At 70.7% G+C, this 15598-nt stretch carries 18 protein-coding genes; 11 read left to right on the top strand and 7 right to left on the bottom strand.

Translation table 11 applies throughout. The features are described from left to right. Positions 1–1080, top strand: a complete 1080-nt coding sequence (dapE, locus tag OHS16_RS10290) for a succinyl-diaminopimelate desuccinylase (RefSeq protein ID WP_328536875.1) — start codon at positions 1–3, stop codon at positions 1078–1080. Between the two features lie 65 nt (positions 1081–1145). Further along, entirely contained in the window at positions 1146–1904 is a 759-nt protein-coding gene (locus OHS16_RS10285; protein ID WP_328536874.1) for a TIGR00730 family Rossman fold protein, read from the top strand. A gap of 77 nt (positions 1905–1981) precedes the next feature. Here the strand turns inward: OHS16_RS10285 and folP are convergent, their stop codons facing one another. Then, positions 1982–2842, bottom strand: coding sequence for a dihydropteroate synthase (gene folP, locus OHS16_RS10280; RefSeq protein WP_328536873.1), 861 nt, complete (start codon positions 2840–2842; stop codon positions 1982–1984). 169 nt (positions 2843–3011) lie between these two features. On the opposite strand from folP, the gene OHS16_RS10275 reads away from it, so the two are divergent. Together OHS16_RS10275 and OHS16_RS10270 are read left to right on the top strand one after the other, a co-directional pair. After that, positions 3012–3344, top strand: coding sequence for a DivIVA domain-containing protein (locus tag OHS16_RS10275; RefSeq protein WP_328536872.1), 333 nt, complete (start codon positions 3012–3014; stop codon positions 3342–3344). Then, positions 3341–3943, top strand: coding sequence for a DNA-3-methyladenine glycosylase I (locus tag OHS16_RS10270; protein WP_328536871.1), 603 nt, complete (start codon positions 3341–3343; stop codon positions 3941–3943). The genes OHS16_RS10275 and OHS16_RS10270 overlap by 4 nt, the downstream gene beginning before the upstream one ends. Before the next feature lie 96 nt (positions 3944–4039). Here OHS16_RS10270 and OHS16_RS10265 read toward each other — a convergent pair whose 3' ends face one another. After that, complete coding sequence (locus OHS16_RS10265) at positions 4040–4840, bottom strand: enoyl-CoA hydratase/isomerase family protein (protein ID WP_328536870.1); 801 nt, start codon at positions 4838–4840, stop codon at positions 4040–4042. A 316-nt stretch (positions 4841–5156) separates the two neighbouring features. On the opposite strand from OHS16_RS10265, the gene OHS16_RS10260 reads away from it, so the two are divergent. After that, positions 5157–5324 (top strand): DUF3117 domain-containing protein, encoded by a 168-nt coding sequence (locus OHS16_RS10260; RefSeq protein WP_003966491.1) that lies wholly within the window; start codon positions 5157–5159, stop codon positions 5322–5324. 101 nt (positions 5325–5425) lie between these two features. Here OHS16_RS10260 and OHS16_RS10255 read toward each other — a convergent pair whose 3' ends face one another. Next, positions 5426–6094: an O-methyltransferase gene (locus tag OHS16_RS10255; protein WP_328536869.1), complete on the bottom strand. Its 669-nt coding sequence runs from the start codon at positions 6092–6094 to the stop codon at positions 5426–5428. A gap of 126 nt (positions 6095–6220) precedes the next feature. Between OHS16_RS10255 and sigE the strand changes: the two genes are divergently transcribed. The 5 genes from sigE (at position 6221) to OHS16_RS10230 (ending at position 10905) form a co-directional block, all read left to right on the top strand. Continuing rightward, positions 6221–6994: an RNA polymerase sigma factor SigE gene (gene sigE / locus OHS16_RS10250; protein ID WP_328536868.1), complete on the top strand. Its 774-nt coding sequence runs from the start codon at positions 6221–6223 to the stop codon at positions 6992–6994. Beyond that, the gene (locus tag OHS16_RS10245; RefSeq protein ID WP_328536867.1) at positions 6991–7944 is read left to right on the top strand and encodes an anti-sigma factor family protein; all 954 of its coding nucleotides are present in this window, start codon (positions 6991–6993) and stop codon (positions 7942–7944) included. Before sigE ends, OHS16_RS10245 begins: the two co-directional genes overlap by 4 nt. Before the next feature lie 81 nt (positions 7945–8025). After that, entirely contained in the window at positions 8026–9654 is a 1629-nt protein-coding gene (locus OHS16_RS10240) for a S1C family serine protease (RefSeq protein WP_328536866.1), read from the top strand. A gap of 101 nt (positions 9655–9755) precedes the next feature. After that, positions 9756–10211, top strand: a complete 456-nt coding sequence (locus OHS16_RS10235; RefSeq protein ID WP_328536865.1) for a sec-independent translocase — start codon at positions 9756–9758, stop codon at positions 10209–10211. 82 nt (positions 10212–10293) lie between these two features. After that, positions 10294–10905: a hypothetical protein gene (locus OHS16_RS10230; protein WP_328536864.1), complete on the top strand. Its 612-nt coding sequence runs from the start codon at positions 10294–10296 to the stop codon at positions 10903–10905. Between the two features lie 115 nt (positions 10906–11020). Here OHS16_RS10230 and OHS16_RS10225 read toward each other — a convergent pair whose 3' ends face one another. Genes OHS16_RS10225 through OHS16_RS10215 form a run of 3 tightly spaced genes read right to left on the bottom strand, consistent with a single transcriptional unit; the run spans position 11021 to position 14010 of the window. Further along, positions 11021–12154, bottom strand: coding sequence for an Mrp/NBP35 family ATP-binding protein (locus tag OHS16_RS10225; protein WP_328536863.1), 1134 nt, complete (start codon positions 12152–12154; stop codon positions 11021–11023). Between the two features lie 43 nt (positions 12155–12197). Next, positions 12198–12719, bottom strand: coding sequence for a DUF1003 domain-containing protein (locus OHS16_RS10220; RefSeq protein WP_328536862.1), 522 nt, complete (start codon positions 12717–12719; stop codon positions 12198–12200). Then, positions 12709–14010 carry a magnesium transporter MgtE N-terminal domain-containing protein gene (locus OHS16_RS10215; RefSeq protein ID WP_328536861.1) on the bottom strand — a complete coding sequence of 434 codons (1302 nt, stop codon included), beginning with the start codon at positions 14008–14010 and terminating at the stop codon, positions 12709–12711. The genes OHS16_RS10220 and OHS16_RS10215 overlap by 11 nt, the downstream gene beginning before the upstream one ends. A 154-nt stretch (positions 14011–14164) precedes the next feature. On the opposite strand from OHS16_RS10215, the gene OHS16_RS10210 reads away from it, so the two are divergent. Beyond that, positions 14165–14917, top strand: a complete 753-nt coding sequence (locus tag OHS16_RS10210) for a hypothetical protein (protein WP_443042588.1) — start codon at positions 14165–14167, stop codon at positions 14915–14917. A 31-nt stretch (positions 14918–14948) separates the two neighbouring features. On the opposite strand, the gene OHS16_RS10205 is transcribed toward OHS16_RS10210, so the two are convergent. Continuing rightward, a complete protein-coding gene (locus OHS16_RS10205) occupies positions 14949–15458 on the bottom strand; it encodes a hypothetical protein (protein WP_328536859.1) in 510 nt (169 codons plus the stop codon). Positions 15459–15598 lie beyond the last annotated feature (140 nt).

Here is a 15598-nt window from a genome sequence, read left to right as displayed (position 1 = left end):
ATGTCCCGCACCCCGCTTGACCTCACACTCGACGGCCCGGCCCTGACCGCCCAGCTGGTGGATTTCCCGTCCGTGAGCGGTACCGAGAAGCCCCTCGCGGACGCGGTCGAGGAGGCGCTTCGCGCGCTGCCGCATCTGACCGTCGACCGCTTCGGCAACAACGTCGTCGCCCGTACGAATCTGGGGCGCGCCGAGCGTGTCGTGCTGGCCGGACACCTGGACACCGTGCCGATCGCGGACAACGTGCCGTCCCGGCTCGACGAGGACGGGGTGCTCTGGGGCTGCGGCAGCTGCGACATGAAGTCCGGTGTGGCGGTGCAGCTGCGTATCGCGGCGACACTCCCCGAGCCGAACCGGGACCTCACCTTCGTCTTCTACGACAACGAAGAGGTCGCTGCGGAGCTCAACGGCCTCAAGCACGTCGCGGAGGCCCGCCCCGACTGGCTGGTCGCCGACTTCGCCGTACTCCTCGAATCCTCCGACGGGGAGGTCGAGGGCGGCTGCCAGGGGACCCTGCGGGTACTGCTGCGCACCAAGGGTGAGCGGGCACACTCGGCACGCGGCTGGATGGGGTCCAACGCGATCCACACGGCAGCGCCGATCCTGGCGAAACTGGCTGCGTACGAGCCGCGCCGGCCGGTGATCGACGGCCTGGAGTTCCACGAGGGCCTCAACGCCGTACGGATCGAGGCGGGCGTCGCGAACAACGTCATCCCCGACGCCTGCACGGTGGTCGTGAACTTCCGTTACGCGCCTGACCGCAGTGAGGAGCAGGCCCTCGCGTACGTCAGGGAGTTCTTCGCGGACTGCGACGTCGACGAGTTCATCGTGGACGACCACACCGGCGGCGCTCTGCCCGGCCTCTCGCATCCCGCGGCCGCCGCTTTCATGGAGGCGGTGGGCGGCGTCGCCAGACCGAAGTTCGGCTGGACGGACGTGTCGCGCTTCAGCGCGCTGGGCGTGCCCGCGGTGAACTACGGCCCCGGTAACCCGCTGCTCGCGCACAAACGGGACGAGCGGGTCGAGATCACGAAGATCACACACGCCGAGGAACGACTTCGCGCCTGGCTGACGGCCTGAATTTCCCCATTCGTCACACGTGCCGACCTAGGCTGGCGGGACACGCACAGCGGAGGGAGCACAACATGGGCAACCCTGAGGGAGCACCGGCGCCGGAGGAACAGCGGCTCGGCCCGGTGGTGCGCCGCCGGGACCAGGTCCAGTCCGGCACCACCGACCAGCGGCTGCTCGACACCACCGAGGACGGCACGGACTGGGTGCACACGGACCCCTGGCGGGTCATGCGGATCCAGTCGGAGTTCGTGGAAGGCTTCGGTGCGCTGGCCGAACTGCCCAGCGCCATCAGCGTCTTCGGTTCGGCCCGTACCCGGCCCGGATCGCCGGACTACGACGCCGGTGTACGTATCGGCCGCGCCCTGGTGAACGCGGGCTTCGCAGTGATCACCGGCGGCGGGCCCGGCGCGATGGAAGCCGCGAACCGTGGTGCCAGGGAGGCCAACGGGATCTCGGTCGGCCTGGGCATCGAGCTGCCCTTCGAGCAGGGACTCAACCCGCATGTCGACATCGGTGTGAACTTCCGTTATTTCTTCGTCCGCAAGACGATGTTCGTGAAGTACGCCCAGGGTTTCGTGGTCCTGCCTGGCGGCCTCGGCACCCTGGACGAGCTGTTCGAGGCGCTGACGCTGGTGCAGACCCGGAAGGTCACCAAGTTCCCGATCGTCCTGTTCGGCACGGCGTACTGGAGCGGGCTCGTGGACTGGCTGCGGGGGACGGTGGTGGCCGAGGGGAAGGCATCGGAGCACGATCTGCTGCTCTTCCATGTCACGGATGACGTGGAAGAGGCAGTGGACCTCGTGACGAAGGAGACCGGACTCGAGGGCTGACCGGACTCCGGGAGGTCCGCCGCTACGCCCCGCCGGTCACCGGCGGGGCGTAGCGGCGCTCCGGCGGCGGGACGCCGCTACGCCAGCCCCCGCCGGGCCACCGCCGGTGGCCGGTGTCCGGCAATCGTCGCCACCATGTCCAGCACCTGCCGTGTCTCGGCGACCTCGTGCACCCGGTACACCCTCGCCCCCAGCCACGCCGAGACCGCGGTCGTCGCCAGGGTCCCCAGCACCCGCTCCTTCACCGGCCTGTCCAGGGTCTCGCCCACGAAGTCCTTGTTGGAGAGGGAGACCAGCACGGGCCATCCCGTCTCCGTCATCTCGCCGAGACGGCGGGTGGCCTCGAGCGAGTGTCTGGTGTTCTTCCCGAAGTCATGACCGGGGTCGATCATGATGCCGTCGCGCCGTACGCCCAGCGAGACCGCCCGCTCGGCGAGCGAGACCGTCACCCGCAGGATGTCGGCCATGACGTCCTCGTACTCGACCCGGTGCGGCCGGGTGCGCGGCTCCGCGCCCCCCGCGTGGGTGCAGACCAGACCGGCACCGCACCGCGCGGCCACCTCCGCCAGCTTCGGGTCCACCCCGCCCCAGGCGTCGTTGAGCAGATCGGCGCCCGCCTCGCAGACGGCCTCGCCCACATCGTGGCGCCAGGTGTCGACGCTGATCACCACATCGGGGTGGCGCCGCCGCACCTCGGCGACGAAGCCGACCGTGCGCCGCGCCTCCTCCTCGGCCGTCACGTCCTCGCCCGGGCCCGCCTTGACCCCGCCGATGTCGATGATGGCGGCGCCCTCGGACACCGCCTGCTCCACGCGTGCCAGCGCGGGCTCGTCGCGGAAAGTGGCTCCCTGGTCGTAGAAGGAGTCCGGGGTCCGGTTCACGATCGCCATGATCACCGGTTCGTGCGCGTCGAACTCGCGCCGTCCCAACCGCAACATTTCGCCGTATCCTCCTGAGGCTCTGGGTCGCCTGCGACCTTAGACCCACCGGCACCCGCCGGGCGGCTCGGCCTATTTCCGCCGGCGCCGTACCGGCCGGTCCTCAACGCCGGCGACCCATGGCACGATCGGACCCGCACCGTTCCGAAACCCGGGGAGAGGTTCGCACGTGTTCTGGTTCTTGCTGATCGCGATGGTCGTGGTGGTCGCCGCGGTGACACTCGCGGTGATCGGCGGTGACGGCGAAGGCACCGTACTGCCCGACGTGCCGCCCGAGCTGCCCACCGACCCGCTGCCCACCGCCCGCCCGGTGGCGCGGGCGGACATCGAGGCGCTGCGGCTGCCGATGGTGGTGCGCGGTTACCGGATGGCCGATGTGGACGACGTACTGAGCAGGCTGGGCGCCGAGCTCGCCGAGCGGGACGCCAGGATCGCCGAGCTCGAGGCGGCGCTCGCCGGTGCGCGGGCCGCCGCGGTCGCGGACGAGGACCGGCGGCGGTGAGTTCGGACGCGGTGGCGGGGCCGGACGGGAAGCTGCGCTGCCCGTGGGGCGTGTCCACCGAGGACTATCTCGCCTACCACGACACCGAGTGGGGCAGACCGGTCCGCGGCGACGACGCGCTGTACGAACGGCTCTGCCTGGAAGCATTCCAGTCCGGCCTGTCCTGGATCACGATCCTGCGCCGCCGCGAGGGGTTCCGTGCCGCCTTCGCCGGTTTCCGGATCGCCGAGGTGGCGGCCTTCACCGAAGCGGACAGGGAACGGCTGCTCGCCGACCCGGGGATCATCCGCAACCGCGCCAAGATCGACGCGACGCTCGCCAACGCCCGCGAGCTCGCCGGCTGGCAGGCCGGCGAACTGGACACCCTGATCTGGTCGTACGCACCGGATCCGGCGACCCGCCCGGCCCCCCGTGTCCTCGCCGATGTCCCCGCGGTCACCGCGGAGTCCACCGCGCTGGCCAGGGATCTGAAGAAGCACGGCATCCGCTTCGTCGGCCCGACCACGGCCTACGCCCTGATGCAGGCCTGCGGTTTGGTCGACGATCATCTGGCGCAGTGCACGGTGCGCACGGCCCGGTCCGGCGCCGCGCGGGACTGACCCCGGCAGACCGGCCGTGCCTGTCTCCTGCAAGCTCGTGCGGCGGGCCGGCCCGCTCGGTCAGCGGGCGCAGCCGCGGAAGCCCGGAGGCCGGGCTCAGCGCCCCAGATAGGTGGGCTTCACCTTGTTGACGAAGGCCTCGACCGCGATGACATGGTCCTCCGACGCGCCCGCGCGGGTCTGGAGTTCGTCCTCCTTCGCCAGGGTCTCGGCAAGCGAGTGGTCCGCACCGTAGGCCAGCGACTCCTTGAGCGCCGCATACGCCACGGTGGGCCCCGCAGCGAGCGCCCGGGCCACCGCGAGAGCCTGCGCGGCGAGCTCGGCGGCAGGCACCACCTTGTTGGCGATACCGAGCTCGCTCGCCTCCTGGGCGGTGAAGGAGCGCGGGAAGAGGAGCAGGTCGGCGGCGCGGCCGGGGCCGATCAGACGGGGCAGCGTCCAGGAGACACCCGAGTCCGCGGTCAGGGCGACACCCGCGAAGGAGGTGGTGAATGTGGCGGTGTCGGCCACCACCCGGTAGTCGGCGGCGAGCGCGAAGCCGAGTCCGGCGCCCGCCGCCACCCCGTTGACCCCGGCGACGACCGGCTTGGGCATCTCGGTGATGGCCCGCACGATGGGGTTGTAGTGCTCCTTCACGGTGCTCATGGTGGCGCCGCTGCCCTCCGCGCGGTCGGCCGAGAGCAGTCCGATGTGCTCCTTCAGGTCCTGCCCGACACAGAAGGCGCGCCCGGCCGCGGTGAGCAGTACAGCCCGTACTTCGGGGGCCGCGGCAGCGGTCTGCAATGCGTCGCGCAGAGCGGCCTTCGCCTCGATGTTCAACGCGTTCATGGACTCGGGTCGGTTGATGGTGACGGTCGCGAGACCGTCGGTCACCTCGTAGAGCACGGTGTCCGCCATGGGGCCCTCCACTGCTGTTTCGGCTGCTGATGCGGCTGGTTGGTCGTCCGCAGCTCAGCATGACGGAGATCGATCACGGCGAACATGTGACCTGCGTCAAAGAATGCTGGTCGACAATGGTGTGCGAGGCGGCGCAGTATCGCAGGGGGACCGCCGAAATGAGTGGTTTTGGGGAAGCACGTTGCGCAAGCGATGCAGACCGATGTTGGTCATCGGGTCCTGCGATGCGGGATAATGGCCGGGAAGCAATATGTTCGATGCCGGTGACACCTGGGTTGTCGGCTGCGATGAGCTGGTTTCAGGAAGGGGAACGAGCATGGCGGCCATGAAGCCGCGGACGGGCGACGGCCCGCTCGAGGTGACCAAGGAGGGGCGGGGCATCGTCATGCGCGTTCCGCTCGAAGGCGGCGGACGACTTGTTGTCGAGCTGACTCCGGACGAGGCCGATGCACTCGGCGACGCGCTGAAGAAGGTCGTCGGCTGACACCGGCGCCCCCCATATTTCCACCGCTGCCCCGGCCCCGGCCGGGGCAGCGGTGTTTCTCCGGACGGTTCTCCCGGCCGGCCTGGAGAACGCGGGAGCGCTCAGCCGCCCAGGCGTACGGCGCAGAGGAGCCCGTCGCCCACCGGCAGCAGCGAGGGCAGCAGTTCCTGGCTCTCGCGCACCGCACGCAGCAGCTCGCGCAGATGCTGCACCTCCGCGGGCTGGGACGCGGAGTCGACCGTACGGCCGTCCGCGAAGACGCCCCCGAAGCAGACGACACCGCCGGGGCGCAGCAGGCGCAACGATTCGGCGAGCACGTCCAGCGACTCCAGCGGGTCGCCGTCGCAGAACACGAGGTCGTATCCGCCGTCCGCGAGACGGGGGAGTACGTCGAGGGCGCGGCCCGGGATGAACCGGGAACGGTTGCTCGCGAAGCCCGCGGCGCGGAAGGCCTGGCGGGCGAAACCCTGGCGCTCGGGCTCCGGATCGACGGTGGTCAGTACGCCGTCCGGCCGCATGCCCTGGAGCAGATAGATACCGGAGACGCCGGTGCCCGTACCGATCTCCGCAACCGCCTTGGCGTCCGCGGCCGCGGCCAGCAGCCGCAGCGCAGCGCCGGTGCCCGGTGAGACCGAGGGCAGCCCGGCATCGCGGGCCCTGTCACGGGCCCAGCGCAGGGTCTCGTCCTCGGCGACAAAGGCGTCGGCGAACGCCCAGCTCGTCTGCCGGTTGGCGGTAATGGCCCTCTCCTGTCCCCGTAGTTGACGCACTCGTGACTGTATCCGCTGCACCCGGGAACCCGCAGATGGGACCGGGCGTTACAAGGGGGCAGGGGGATGCGCATGAACGAGGATTCCGGCAATCAGTCTTATCCGGAGCTAACGGGCGAGGTGGCTATGGTAGGGGCTCCACTGGACACCACCAGAGCCGACAGGGGAGGTGCGGCTGCGCCTGTGGATCGGGGAGGAGTGCTGCGGCGCTTTCTCAGGTCGGCGGGTGAGCCGAAATCCGTGACCGACATTGCTGACCACTCCATCGCTGCCGACTCCGCACAGACCGCGACCTTCGCCTCGGACACGGATGCGCAGACGTGGACTCCGCCCTCGTGGGAGGAAATCGTCAGCACGCACAGCGGCCGGGTATACCGCCTCGCTTACCGTCTGACCGGCAATCAGCACGACGCCGAGGACCTCACCCAGGAGGTCTTCGTCCGCGTGTTCCGCTCATTGTCGACCTACACGCCCGGCACCTTCGAGGGCTGGCTGCACCGCATCACCACCAATCTCTTCCTCGACATGGTCCGGCGCAAGCAGCGGATCCGTTTCGACGCGCTCGGTGACGACGCGGCCGAGCGGCTGCCGAGCCGTGAGCCCTCGCCCCAGCAGGTCTTCCACGACACCCACTTCGACGCCGACGTGCAGCAGGCACTGGACACGCTGGCGCCCGAGTTCCGCGCCGCCGTGGTGCTCTGCGACATCGAGGGCCTGTCCTACGAGGAGATCGCCGCGACGCTGGGTGTCAAGCTCGGCACCGTCCGCAGCAGGATCCACCGCGGCCGTTCCCACCTGCGCAAGGCGCTTCAGCACCGTTCACCCGAGGCCCGCCGTGCCGAGCAGCGCGCGCTGGCCGGGGTGACCCCCGGCCTGGACGGAGAGGATGGGAGCGCGTGAGTGGATCCAGTCCCACCCCTGCCGAGCAGCATCTCGGGGACCGGCTGGCCGCCCTGGTGGACGGTGAGCTGAACCACGACGCCCGCGAGCGGGTCCTCGCCCATCTCGCCACCTGCCCCCGGTGCAAGACGGAGGCCGACGCACAGCGCCGGCTCAAATCCGTTTTCGCCGAGACCGCACCGCCACCTCCTTCCGAGGGACTGCTGGCGCGCCTCCAGGGGCTGCCCGGCGGCCCCGGCGACGACTCCGGCCGTGGCGGCCCCTTCGGCGGCGGACGTCTCGCCGACGAGTTCTTCGGCCAGGCCCGATCATCGGGCAGACGGTCCTCGGACCCCCGGCTCGACACCTTCGGTCATCTGCCCGCGGGCGCCCACGGGGCTGCTGTCCCTGACGGCGGTCCCGGCACCGGATTCCGGATCCACCCGGTGGGTCGGCCGGGCCAGGAGCGCACGGCCTGGCGGGGGCGGCGGTTCGCCTTCGTGGCTGCCAGTGCCTTCTCGCTGGCGGCGATCGCGCTGGGCGGCACCCTGCCGCTCGACGGCCCGGGCGAGCCCGCCGCGCGTACCGAGGGCAACGGCAGCAACGTCACCCCGCTCAGCACCACCGAGCCGGTCGGCGCGAGCGCGGCAGCGGATCGCCGCCGCGGCGGCGAGGGTGACGGCGTCTTCGCCACGCACGGATACCGGCAGACGCCGGGCCGGCTGCTTCCGCCGACCACGTTCACGGCGGGGCACGCCGTGTCCGCCGCCACCGCCCCGCCCGTGCGGCCGCTGCTCTACTCGCTCACCACACCGCTGCTCAGCACCGTGCCAGTGCCCCCGGTCATCCGTCCGTCCGGCGTGGCCACGCCGACCGCGCGGACGACGCAGCCGAGTCCGGCGGCCACCCCGGCGCCGGTGCTGCTGGCCGTTCCCTCCGCAGCGGGTCTGCCGGTTTCCCGACAGCGCTGAAGGCTCCCGCCCGACCTGGTTGAATTCCTGCAGGGGTGCCTTCCACACGGGCACGCGGAGCAGGGGCAGGTGCGGGAGAGCATGAACGACGGGACACCCACCGGACCGCGGGCCACCTGGTGGAGCAGCCCCGCACCGAGGCGGCCAGGGCCGGCGCCACACTCCCCGGGGCCGGCGCCGCGGCCCGGACCGGTGCCCGAGCCGCTGGGCGGACCGGTGTCCGAGCCGCTGCCGGACGCCCCACAGGCGCCGGACGACCCACCTGCGCCGCGATTCCGGCCGGTTCCTGAGGGCATAGCCGGGGCCGCGCCGGACGGCTCAGGCTCCGCCGTGGGGCCGGCCACCGGCGCTGCGCCCGCCTTCCGCAGGCAGCCGCTGCACGAACCCGACACCTACAGCACCCCGCCCTACGGCGGCCCCGGTCCCTGGGCGCCCGCACCACCGGTACAGCGCCCCGTGCCCGCCCCGGCCCGCGGCGTTCCCGTCCCGTCTCCCCGCACCGGCCCCGCGCAGCCGTCGCCGCCCGGGCCGCCCGTGCCGCAGCCGTCGCAGTGGATGCGCTACGACCCCTGGAACCCGCCGCAGCCGGCGCCGGCCCCGAAGCGGCGCCGCCGGGGCGCCGGTCTGGCGGTGGTCATCCTCGCGCTGGTCACCGGTGTGATCGGCGGCGGCGTCGGTGCCTACGTCGAACGCAACGGCTCGTTCACGGACATCAGGCTGCCGCAGGCGGGCAGGGAGAGCCCGGACCGCGCCCCCGGCAGCGTCGCCGCAATCGCGGCCGGCGCGCTGCCCGGTGTGGTGACGCTGCACGTCCGGGGCAACGACGAGCAGGGCACCGGCACCGGCATCGTCCTCGACCGCGAGGGACACATCCTCACCAACAACCATGTGGTCGAGCCGGCCGGCTCGACAGGCGACATCTCCGTCACCTTCAGCGGCGGTCAGAGCGCCAGGGCCGAACTGGTCGGCAAGGACAGCGGCTACGACCTGGCGGTCGTCAGGGTCTCCGGCGTCTCCGGGCTCAGGCCGATGCCGCTGGGCAACTCCGACAACGTCCGGGTCGGAGATCCGGTGGTGGCCATCGGCGCCCCCTTCGACCTCGCCAACACGGTGACATCCGGCATCATCAGCGCCAAGGAGCGCCCCATCACCGCCGGTGGCGAGAAGGGTGACGGCAGCGACATCAGCTATGTCGACGCGCTGCAGACGGACGCGCCGATCAACCCCGGCAACTCCGGGGGCCCGCTGGTCGACACCGGGGGCCGGGTGATCGGCATCAACAGCGCCATCCGTGCCGCCGGCAACAGCGCGGATCCGGAAGGCGGTCAGAGCGGCTCCATCGGCCTGGGCTTCGCCATACCCGTCAACCAGGCCAAGCGGGTCGCCGAGCAGCTCATCAACAAGGGCCGGGCGATCCACCCGGTGATCGGTGCCACACTCGACATGCGGTACGCGGGCGACGGCGCGCGGGTGGCCGCCAAGGCGAACGACGGCGGCCCTTCGGTGGCGGCCGGCGGGCCTGGAGCGGCCGCGGGAATCGAGCCGGGCGACATCGTGACGGTGGTGGACGGGGAGCGGGTGCACACCGCTGAGGAGCTCATCGTCCGGATCCGTGCGCACGAGCCGGGCGACAGACTCCGGCTCGGCGTGCGGCGTGGGAGCCGGAGCCGATCCGTGACCCTGACCCTCGGTTCGGCCGACGGCACATGAACGTCACGGCAAGGTACCGTCCGTACAGCTTCGCCGGGTACCGTGGTCGAGGCCCCGACCCACCCGACCTGCGGGCCGCGGAGAACACGAGGAGCAACAAGGTGTTCAATGACATAGGCGCACTCGAGATCGTGACGCTCGTGGTCCTCGCCGTGATCGTCTTCGGCCCGGACAAGCTGCCGAAGGTCATCCAGGACGTCACCCGCACGATCCGCAAGATCCGTGAGTTCTCCGAGAGCGCGAAGCAGGACATCCGTACCGAGCTCGGTCCCGAGTTCAAGGACTTCGAGTTCGAGGACCTCAACCCCAAGAACTTCGTCCGCAAGCAGCTGATGGACAACGACGATCTGGGGCTGAAGGAGATCCGCAGCAGTTTCGACCTCAAGAAGGAGCTCTCCGAGGTCGCGGACGCGGTGCAGGGCAAGGAAAGTGCCACGGCAGCGGCTCCGGCGAACGGCTCCGGTACGAATGGCTCAGCCTCCGCCCCCGACCTGCTGAAGAAGAGTGTGAAGCTCGACACCGACGAGCGTCCGCCGTTCGACTCCGACGCCACCTGAGTATTCTCCAACTGTCCGGCAGTGAGGGCGCCCGTGGGGGTGGGCCGCTTCGGACACTGAGGATCGAGGAGGCGGCCGGCACATGGAAACGACGAGTCGGACGGGAAGACGTACCGTCGACGGCTATCTGAGTGCGCCATTTTCCTGGTACGGCCTCGACGAGGCCTTCACCGGACCGCGATGGCTGATGCAGGTGGGGGTCACCGCCGAAGGCGCAGTCCAGCACGGCTCGGTCGGACATGGCGACGAGCCTTCGGTACGGATGGAGACAGGGCCCGAGAAGGAACGCTTCGCGGTCGTGGTGACGGTCGGGCCCAGTCCCGTGCAGAGCAGCGGTGACGGTACGGGAGTCCTGGAGGCCACGTCGGTCTCCTCGGCGGCCTGGCTGGCCGGTTCCGGGCTGCTTGCGTACACCTGGCCCGCGCAGCTGGACCACGCGCTGCGCGACGAATGGCTCGAGCAGCAGACCGAGACGGCGTTCGAGCTGGCCGACGACCTGGCAGGCCCCGAGTGGTCGGCGCTGACGCTGCCGGTGGACGGGTCGCCGGCGGAGTTCGCCTACCGCGAGTCCGAGTTCGGATGGGTCCTCGCGGGTTCCACACCCACCGGTGTGCACCTCGGGGCGTACGGGCGCGGGATGAGCGCGTACGGTCTGGGCTTCGCGGTGGCCAAGGACATCGCGGCCTACGCGTAGTGCCGGGGCGCCGGCCCCGGCAGTGACGGGTGCCCCTCGGCCGCGGGTGACCCCTGGAAGCAACGCTGAAGGGGTGTCCCCGGCACGGGGACACCCCTTCAGCGGTACCGGTGGCTCAGAACTTGTTGCGCGGGGTCACACCCAGCGACATGCCCGCGAGGCCGCGCTGGCGGCTGCTGAGCTTGTCCGCGATGGACCGCAGGGCGGCGCCCGCGGGGGAGTCGGGGTCGGTGAGGACGACGGGCTTGCCCTCGTCGCCGCCCTCGCGCAGACGTACGTCGATCGGAATGGAGCCGAGGACCGGGACTGTCGCGCCGGTCGTCTTCGTGAGTCCCTCGGCGACCTTCTGTCCGCCGCCCGTGCCGAAGACATCGACCATCTCGTCGCAGTGCGGGCACGGCAGGCCCGACATGTTCTCGACCACGCCGACGATCTTCTGGTGGGTCTGTACGGCGATGGAGCCCGCCCGTTCGGCGACCTCGGCAGCGGCCTGCTGCGGAGTGGTGACCACCAGGATCTCGGCGTTCGGGACCAGCTGGGCCACCGAGATGGCGATGTCACCGGTGCCGGGCGGCAGGTCGAGCAGCAGGACGTCCAGGTCGCCCCAGTACACGTCCGCGAGGAACTGCTGGAGCGCGCGGTGCAGCATCGGTCCGCGCCACACCACCGGGGCGTTGCCCGGGGTGAACATCCCGATCGAGATGACCTTCACACCGTGCGCCGACGGCGGCATGATCATGTTCTCGACCTGGGTGGGCGAACCGTACGCACCGAGCATCCGCGGAACGCTGTGCCCGTAGATGTCCGCGTCGACGACGCCGACCTTGAGTCCGTCCGCGGCCAGTGCGGCCGCGAGGTTGACGGTGACCGACGACTTGCCGACGCCGCCCTTGCCGGAGGCGACCGCGTACACGCGGGTCAGCGAACCGGGCTTGGCGAAGGGCACCTCGCGTTCGGCCGTGCCGCCGCGCAGCGAGTTCGCGAGCTCCTTGCGCTGCTCGTCGCTCATCACGTCCAGTTCGACGCTGACCGATGTGACACCTTCGACCCGTGCGACCGCGTCGGTGACGTTGGTGGTGATGGTCTCGCGCATCGGACAGCCGGAGACGGTGAGGTAGACCGTGACAGCGACCGCCCCGTCCGCTCCGATGTCGACCGATTTGACCATGCCGAGTTCGGTGATCGGTCGGTGGATCTCGGGGTCGTTCACTGTCGCCAGTGCTTCACGCACAGCGTCTTCCATAGCCATGTACCGATGGTACGGCGCCCACTCCCGCCCCGGGAAAGAGCGGTCAGTGGTCGGCTTCGTCACTTTCCCGCGGGAATACGGTGTGCCGGTCGCCCAGTTCCTTCATCACGTCCTGGAGCTCCGAGCGGATCCAGTCGCGGGTCGCGACCTCACCGAGTCCCATCCGCAGTGCGGCGATCTCCCGGGTCAGGTACTCGGTGTCCGCGATGGAGCGTTCGTTCTGATTGCGGTCCTGCTCCAGGTTGACCCGGTCGCGGTCGTCCTGGCGGTTCTGGGCGAGCAGGATCAGCGGGGCCGCGTACGAGGCCTGGAGCGACAGCACCAGGGTCAGGAAGATGAACGGGAACGGGTCGAAGCGCAGGGCGCTGGGGACGCTGGTGTTCCACACCACCCAGACGGCGATGACCACCGTCATCCAGACGATGAACCGCCCTGTCCCGAGGAACCGCGCGACCCGCTCGGAGAGACGGCCGAACGACTCGGGGTCGTATTCGGGAAGCCAGCGCCGCCGCTGGGACAGCGGCTGGTCCAGCCGGCTCCTGGCCGGTACCGGTTCACTGCCCATCGCGGGCCTCCGGGAGACCGTCGTCGTCCGGGTCGCCGTGCTCGTGATGGAAGTCCATCTCGCGCCAGTCGTCGGGCAGCAGATGGTCGAGCACGTCGTCCACCGTGACCACTCCGAGCAGCGAGCCGCTCGCGTCCACGACAGGCGCCGCGACCAGGTTGTAGGCCGCGAGATAGCTGGTCACGGCGGGCAGTGTGGCCTCCGGTGACAGCGGTGGGAGGTCGCTGTCGACGACCGCGCCCACCAGGGTGAAAGGCGGGTCCCGCAGCAGCCGCTGGAAGTGCACCGTGCCCAGGTACTTGCCGGTCGGCGTCTCGTCGGGCGGCCGGCACACGTAGACCTGCGCGGCCAGCGCGGGGGAGAGGTCCTGCTGCCGTACCCGGGCCAGGGCGTCTGCCACCGTGGCGTCCGGACGCAGCACGATCGGCTCGGTGGTCATCAAGCCGCCGGCCGTCCGCTCCTCGTACGAGAGCAGCCGCCGAACGTCCGCCGCGTCATCCGGGCGCATCAGGGTCAGCAGCCGTTCCTTGTCCTCCTCGGGCAGCTCGCTCAGCAGGTCGGCGGCATCGTCCGGATCCATCGCCTCCAGGACGTCCGCGGCGCGCTCCTCCTTGAGCTTGCCCAGGATCTCGACCTGGTCGTCCTCGGGCAGTTCCTCCAGGACGTCGGCGAGCCGGTCGTCGTCCAGCGCGACCGCCACCTCGGCCCGACGTTTCGGCGACAGATGGTGCAGCACATTGGCGAGGTCGGCGGGGCGCAGCTGCTCGAAGGTCGCCACCAGGTTTTCCGCGCCCTGCCCCTCCTCCTCCAGCGAGAAGCCGGTGACCCCCGACCACTCGACGGTCAGCGTCTCGCCCCTGCGCCGCAGCGCGCCGCCTTTGCCCTTCCGTACGAAGACCTTGTCGATCTCCCAGTCGCGGCGGGCAGGCAGCTGCTGCACGGAGACGTCGAGGACGGTCACCTCTTCGTCCGTACCGACCAGATGCACCCGCCGGTCGAGCAGCTCGCCGAGCACCAGCCGTTCGGTCGGACGCTGTTCGAAGCGGCGCACATTGAGTACGCCGGTGGTGATGACCTGGCCGGACTCGATACCCGTGACCCGGGTCATGGGCAGGAAGATCCGGCGCCTGCTGACCACCTCGACCACCAGGCCGAGCAGCCGCGGTGGCCGGCTGCCCACGCGCAGCATCGCCACCAGGTCGCGCACCCGTCCCACCTGGTCGCCGTTCGGGTCGAACACGGCGACGCCGGAAAGGTGCGAGACGAAGATCCGGGGGGCGCCTCCCGCCATCCGTGCGCCTCCTCCGTGTCACCATGTGCCGCGTTTCTCGGACTTCACGCTAGCCCGTCCTGATCTGCACCGCTCCGGCAGGGCGTCCGGATGGCTGTCTGCTCTGCTCCGCGGCGGCACGGGTACGCTGCGGTCTGCTGTTGAGGACACTCGCATGAGAGGCAGTGCGCACGTGGCTGCATTTCCCCCGGCCGCCCGGACCCGCAGGACGGTATGGGCAGGAACGCTGTGCGCCGCCCTGGCGCTGTCGCTCACCGCCTGCGGAGGCGGAGACCCCGACGCGGGAACCAATGGCGTCGGCAAGCTCTCCGCGAAGGAGATCGAGGCCAGGGCCCGCGAGGCGGCGGACGGCTCCCGTGCGGTACGGCTCTCCGGCACGCTGGTCAGCAAGGGCGGTTCGTACAAGTTGAACATGCAGCTCAGATCGGACGGCGGCACGGGTTCCGTCACCTCGAAGAACAGTACGTTCGAACTGCTGCGGATCGACGACGCCCTCTATGTGAAGGCCCCGGCCGCCTTCTGGCGGCAGACGGACGGCCGGAGCGGTGCGACAGCAGCGGACAAGCTCGCTGCCAAGTACGTGAAGGTGCCGAAGGGTGACCCCGCCTATCAGCAGTTCCGTGGTTTCACCGACATGAAGGTGCTGCTGAACGGACTGCTGGCGCTGCACGGCCCGCTGGACAAGGGCGACCGCAGCAAGGTCGCCGGGGTCCGGGCCGTCCAGGTCACCGGCGGCGACGGCGGCCGGCTCGACGTGTCCCTCAAGGGAACGCCGTACCCCTTGCGGTTCGAGCGCGCCGGCGGGGCGGGCGTACTGCAGCTCGCCGACTGGAACCAGAACTTCTCCCTGGCGGCCCCGGCGAAGAGCGACACCGTCGACTACGGGCATGAACTGCCCCGGAAGTGAGACGGCCGGGGGAGAGCGACGCCGGGCCGCGTCAGGTCCGCCGCTTCCGCTTGAGCAGCAGCTTGGGCAACCCCGCCGGCATCGCCTGCCGTGTGGTGGCGGGCGATGCCACCGGCACCACGGCGAGCGAGCCGGACGGCAGGTCCGTGCTGATCACCCGCGGAGCCAGCCGTACCACCCGGCACTCCCGCCCCCAGCGGGACACCATGGCCTCGCCGTCCGGGGCGTTGAGACGCTTGCCCTTGAGTTCGGCGACCGCCGCCTGCCACTCGTCGGAATCCGGCACGAGTTCGGTGACGTCAGCGGTCCACGCCACCAGCCGCCCGCCCTTGTCCTTGCTGCGCACCGTGACCTCGGCCTCGCCCCCGTCGGCCAGCCCGGGCAGCGGCTGTTCCCCGGGTCCGTCCCCGACGAGCACGACCGCGCCCTCGTGCCACACATGCCAGAGCGCCTGGGCGGGACGTGTGCCCCGCACCCAGATGAGGCCGGACTTCTTGGTGGCCTCCTCGACGATTGCCTGCTCCAGCAAGGTCTGTGTCATGGGGCAAAGCCTAAGGGCTGCCTCGTGGTCGGTGGCGGGCGCACGACGGCAGCCACGGCGCATCGCCGCTGCCGGAACACGCGGATGCGTCCCGCTTGCGGTCGTCCCTCCGCCCAAGCGACGCACCGCGCCCGACGCCG

Source organism: Streptomyces sp. NBC_00344 (assembly GCF_036088315.1).
In the GTDB taxonomy this organism is placed as follows: domain Bacteria; phylum Actinomycetota; class Actinomycetes; order Streptomycetales; family Streptomycetaceae; genus Streptomyces.
Note: the sequence above shows the minus strand (reverse complement) of the source record. Positions and strands in the feature narration are given on the sequence as shown.

Excerpts from the sequence above, each read along its gene's own strand:
- dapE (WP_328536875.1), top strand. The coding sequence starts at position 1 with ATGTCCCGCACCCCGCTTGACCTCACACTCGACGGCCCGGCCCTGACC.
- OHS16_RS10285 (WP_328536874.1), top strand. The coding sequence starts at position 1,146 with ATGGGCAACCCTGAGGGAGCACCGGCGCCGGAGGAACAGCGGCTCGGC.
- folP (WP_328536873.1), bottom strand. The coding sequence starts at position 2,842 with ATGTTGCGGTTGGGACGGCGCGAGTTCGACGCGCACGAACCGGTGATC.
- OHS16_RS10265 (WP_328536870.1), bottom strand. The coding sequence starts at position 4,840 with ATGGCGGACACCGTGCTCTACGAGGTGACCGACGGTCTCGCGACCGTC.
- OHS16_RS10260 (WP_003966491.1), top strand. The coding sequence starts at position 5,157 with ATGGCGGCCATGAAGCCGCGGACGGGCGACGGCCCGCTCGAGGTGACC.
- sigE (WP_328536868.1), top strand. The coding sequence starts at position 6,221 with ATGGTAGGGGCTCCACTGGACACCACCAGAGCCGACAGGGGAGGTGCG.
- OHS16_RS10240 (WP_328536866.1), top strand. The coding sequence starts at position 8,026 with ATGAACGACGGGACACCCACCGGACCGCGGGCCACCTGGTGGAGCAGC.
- OHS16_RS10230 (WP_328536864.1), top strand. The coding sequence starts at position 10,294 with ATGGAAACGACGAGTCGGACGGGAAGACGTACCGTCGACGGCTATCTG.
- OHS16_RS10225 (WP_328536863.1), bottom strand. The coding sequence starts at position 12,154 with ATGGCTATGGAAGACGCTGTGCGTGAAGCACTGGCGACAGTGAACGAC.
- OHS16_RS10220 (WP_328536862.1), bottom strand. The coding sequence starts at position 12,719 with ATGGGCAGTGAACCGGTACCGGCCAGGAGCCGGCTGGACCAGCCGCTG.
- OHS16_RS10215 (WP_328536861.1), bottom strand. The coding sequence starts at position 14,010 with ATGGCGGGAGGCGCCCCCCGGATCTTCGTCTCGCACCTTTCCGGCGTC.
- OHS16_RS10210 (WP_443042588.1), top strand. The coding sequence starts at position 14,165 with ATGAGAGGCAGTGCGCACGTGGCTGCATTTCCCCCGGCCGCCCGGACC.
- OHS16_RS10205 (WP_328536859.1), bottom strand. The coding sequence starts at position 15,458 with ATGACACAGACCTTGCTGGAGCAGGCAATCGTCGAGGAGGCCACCAAG.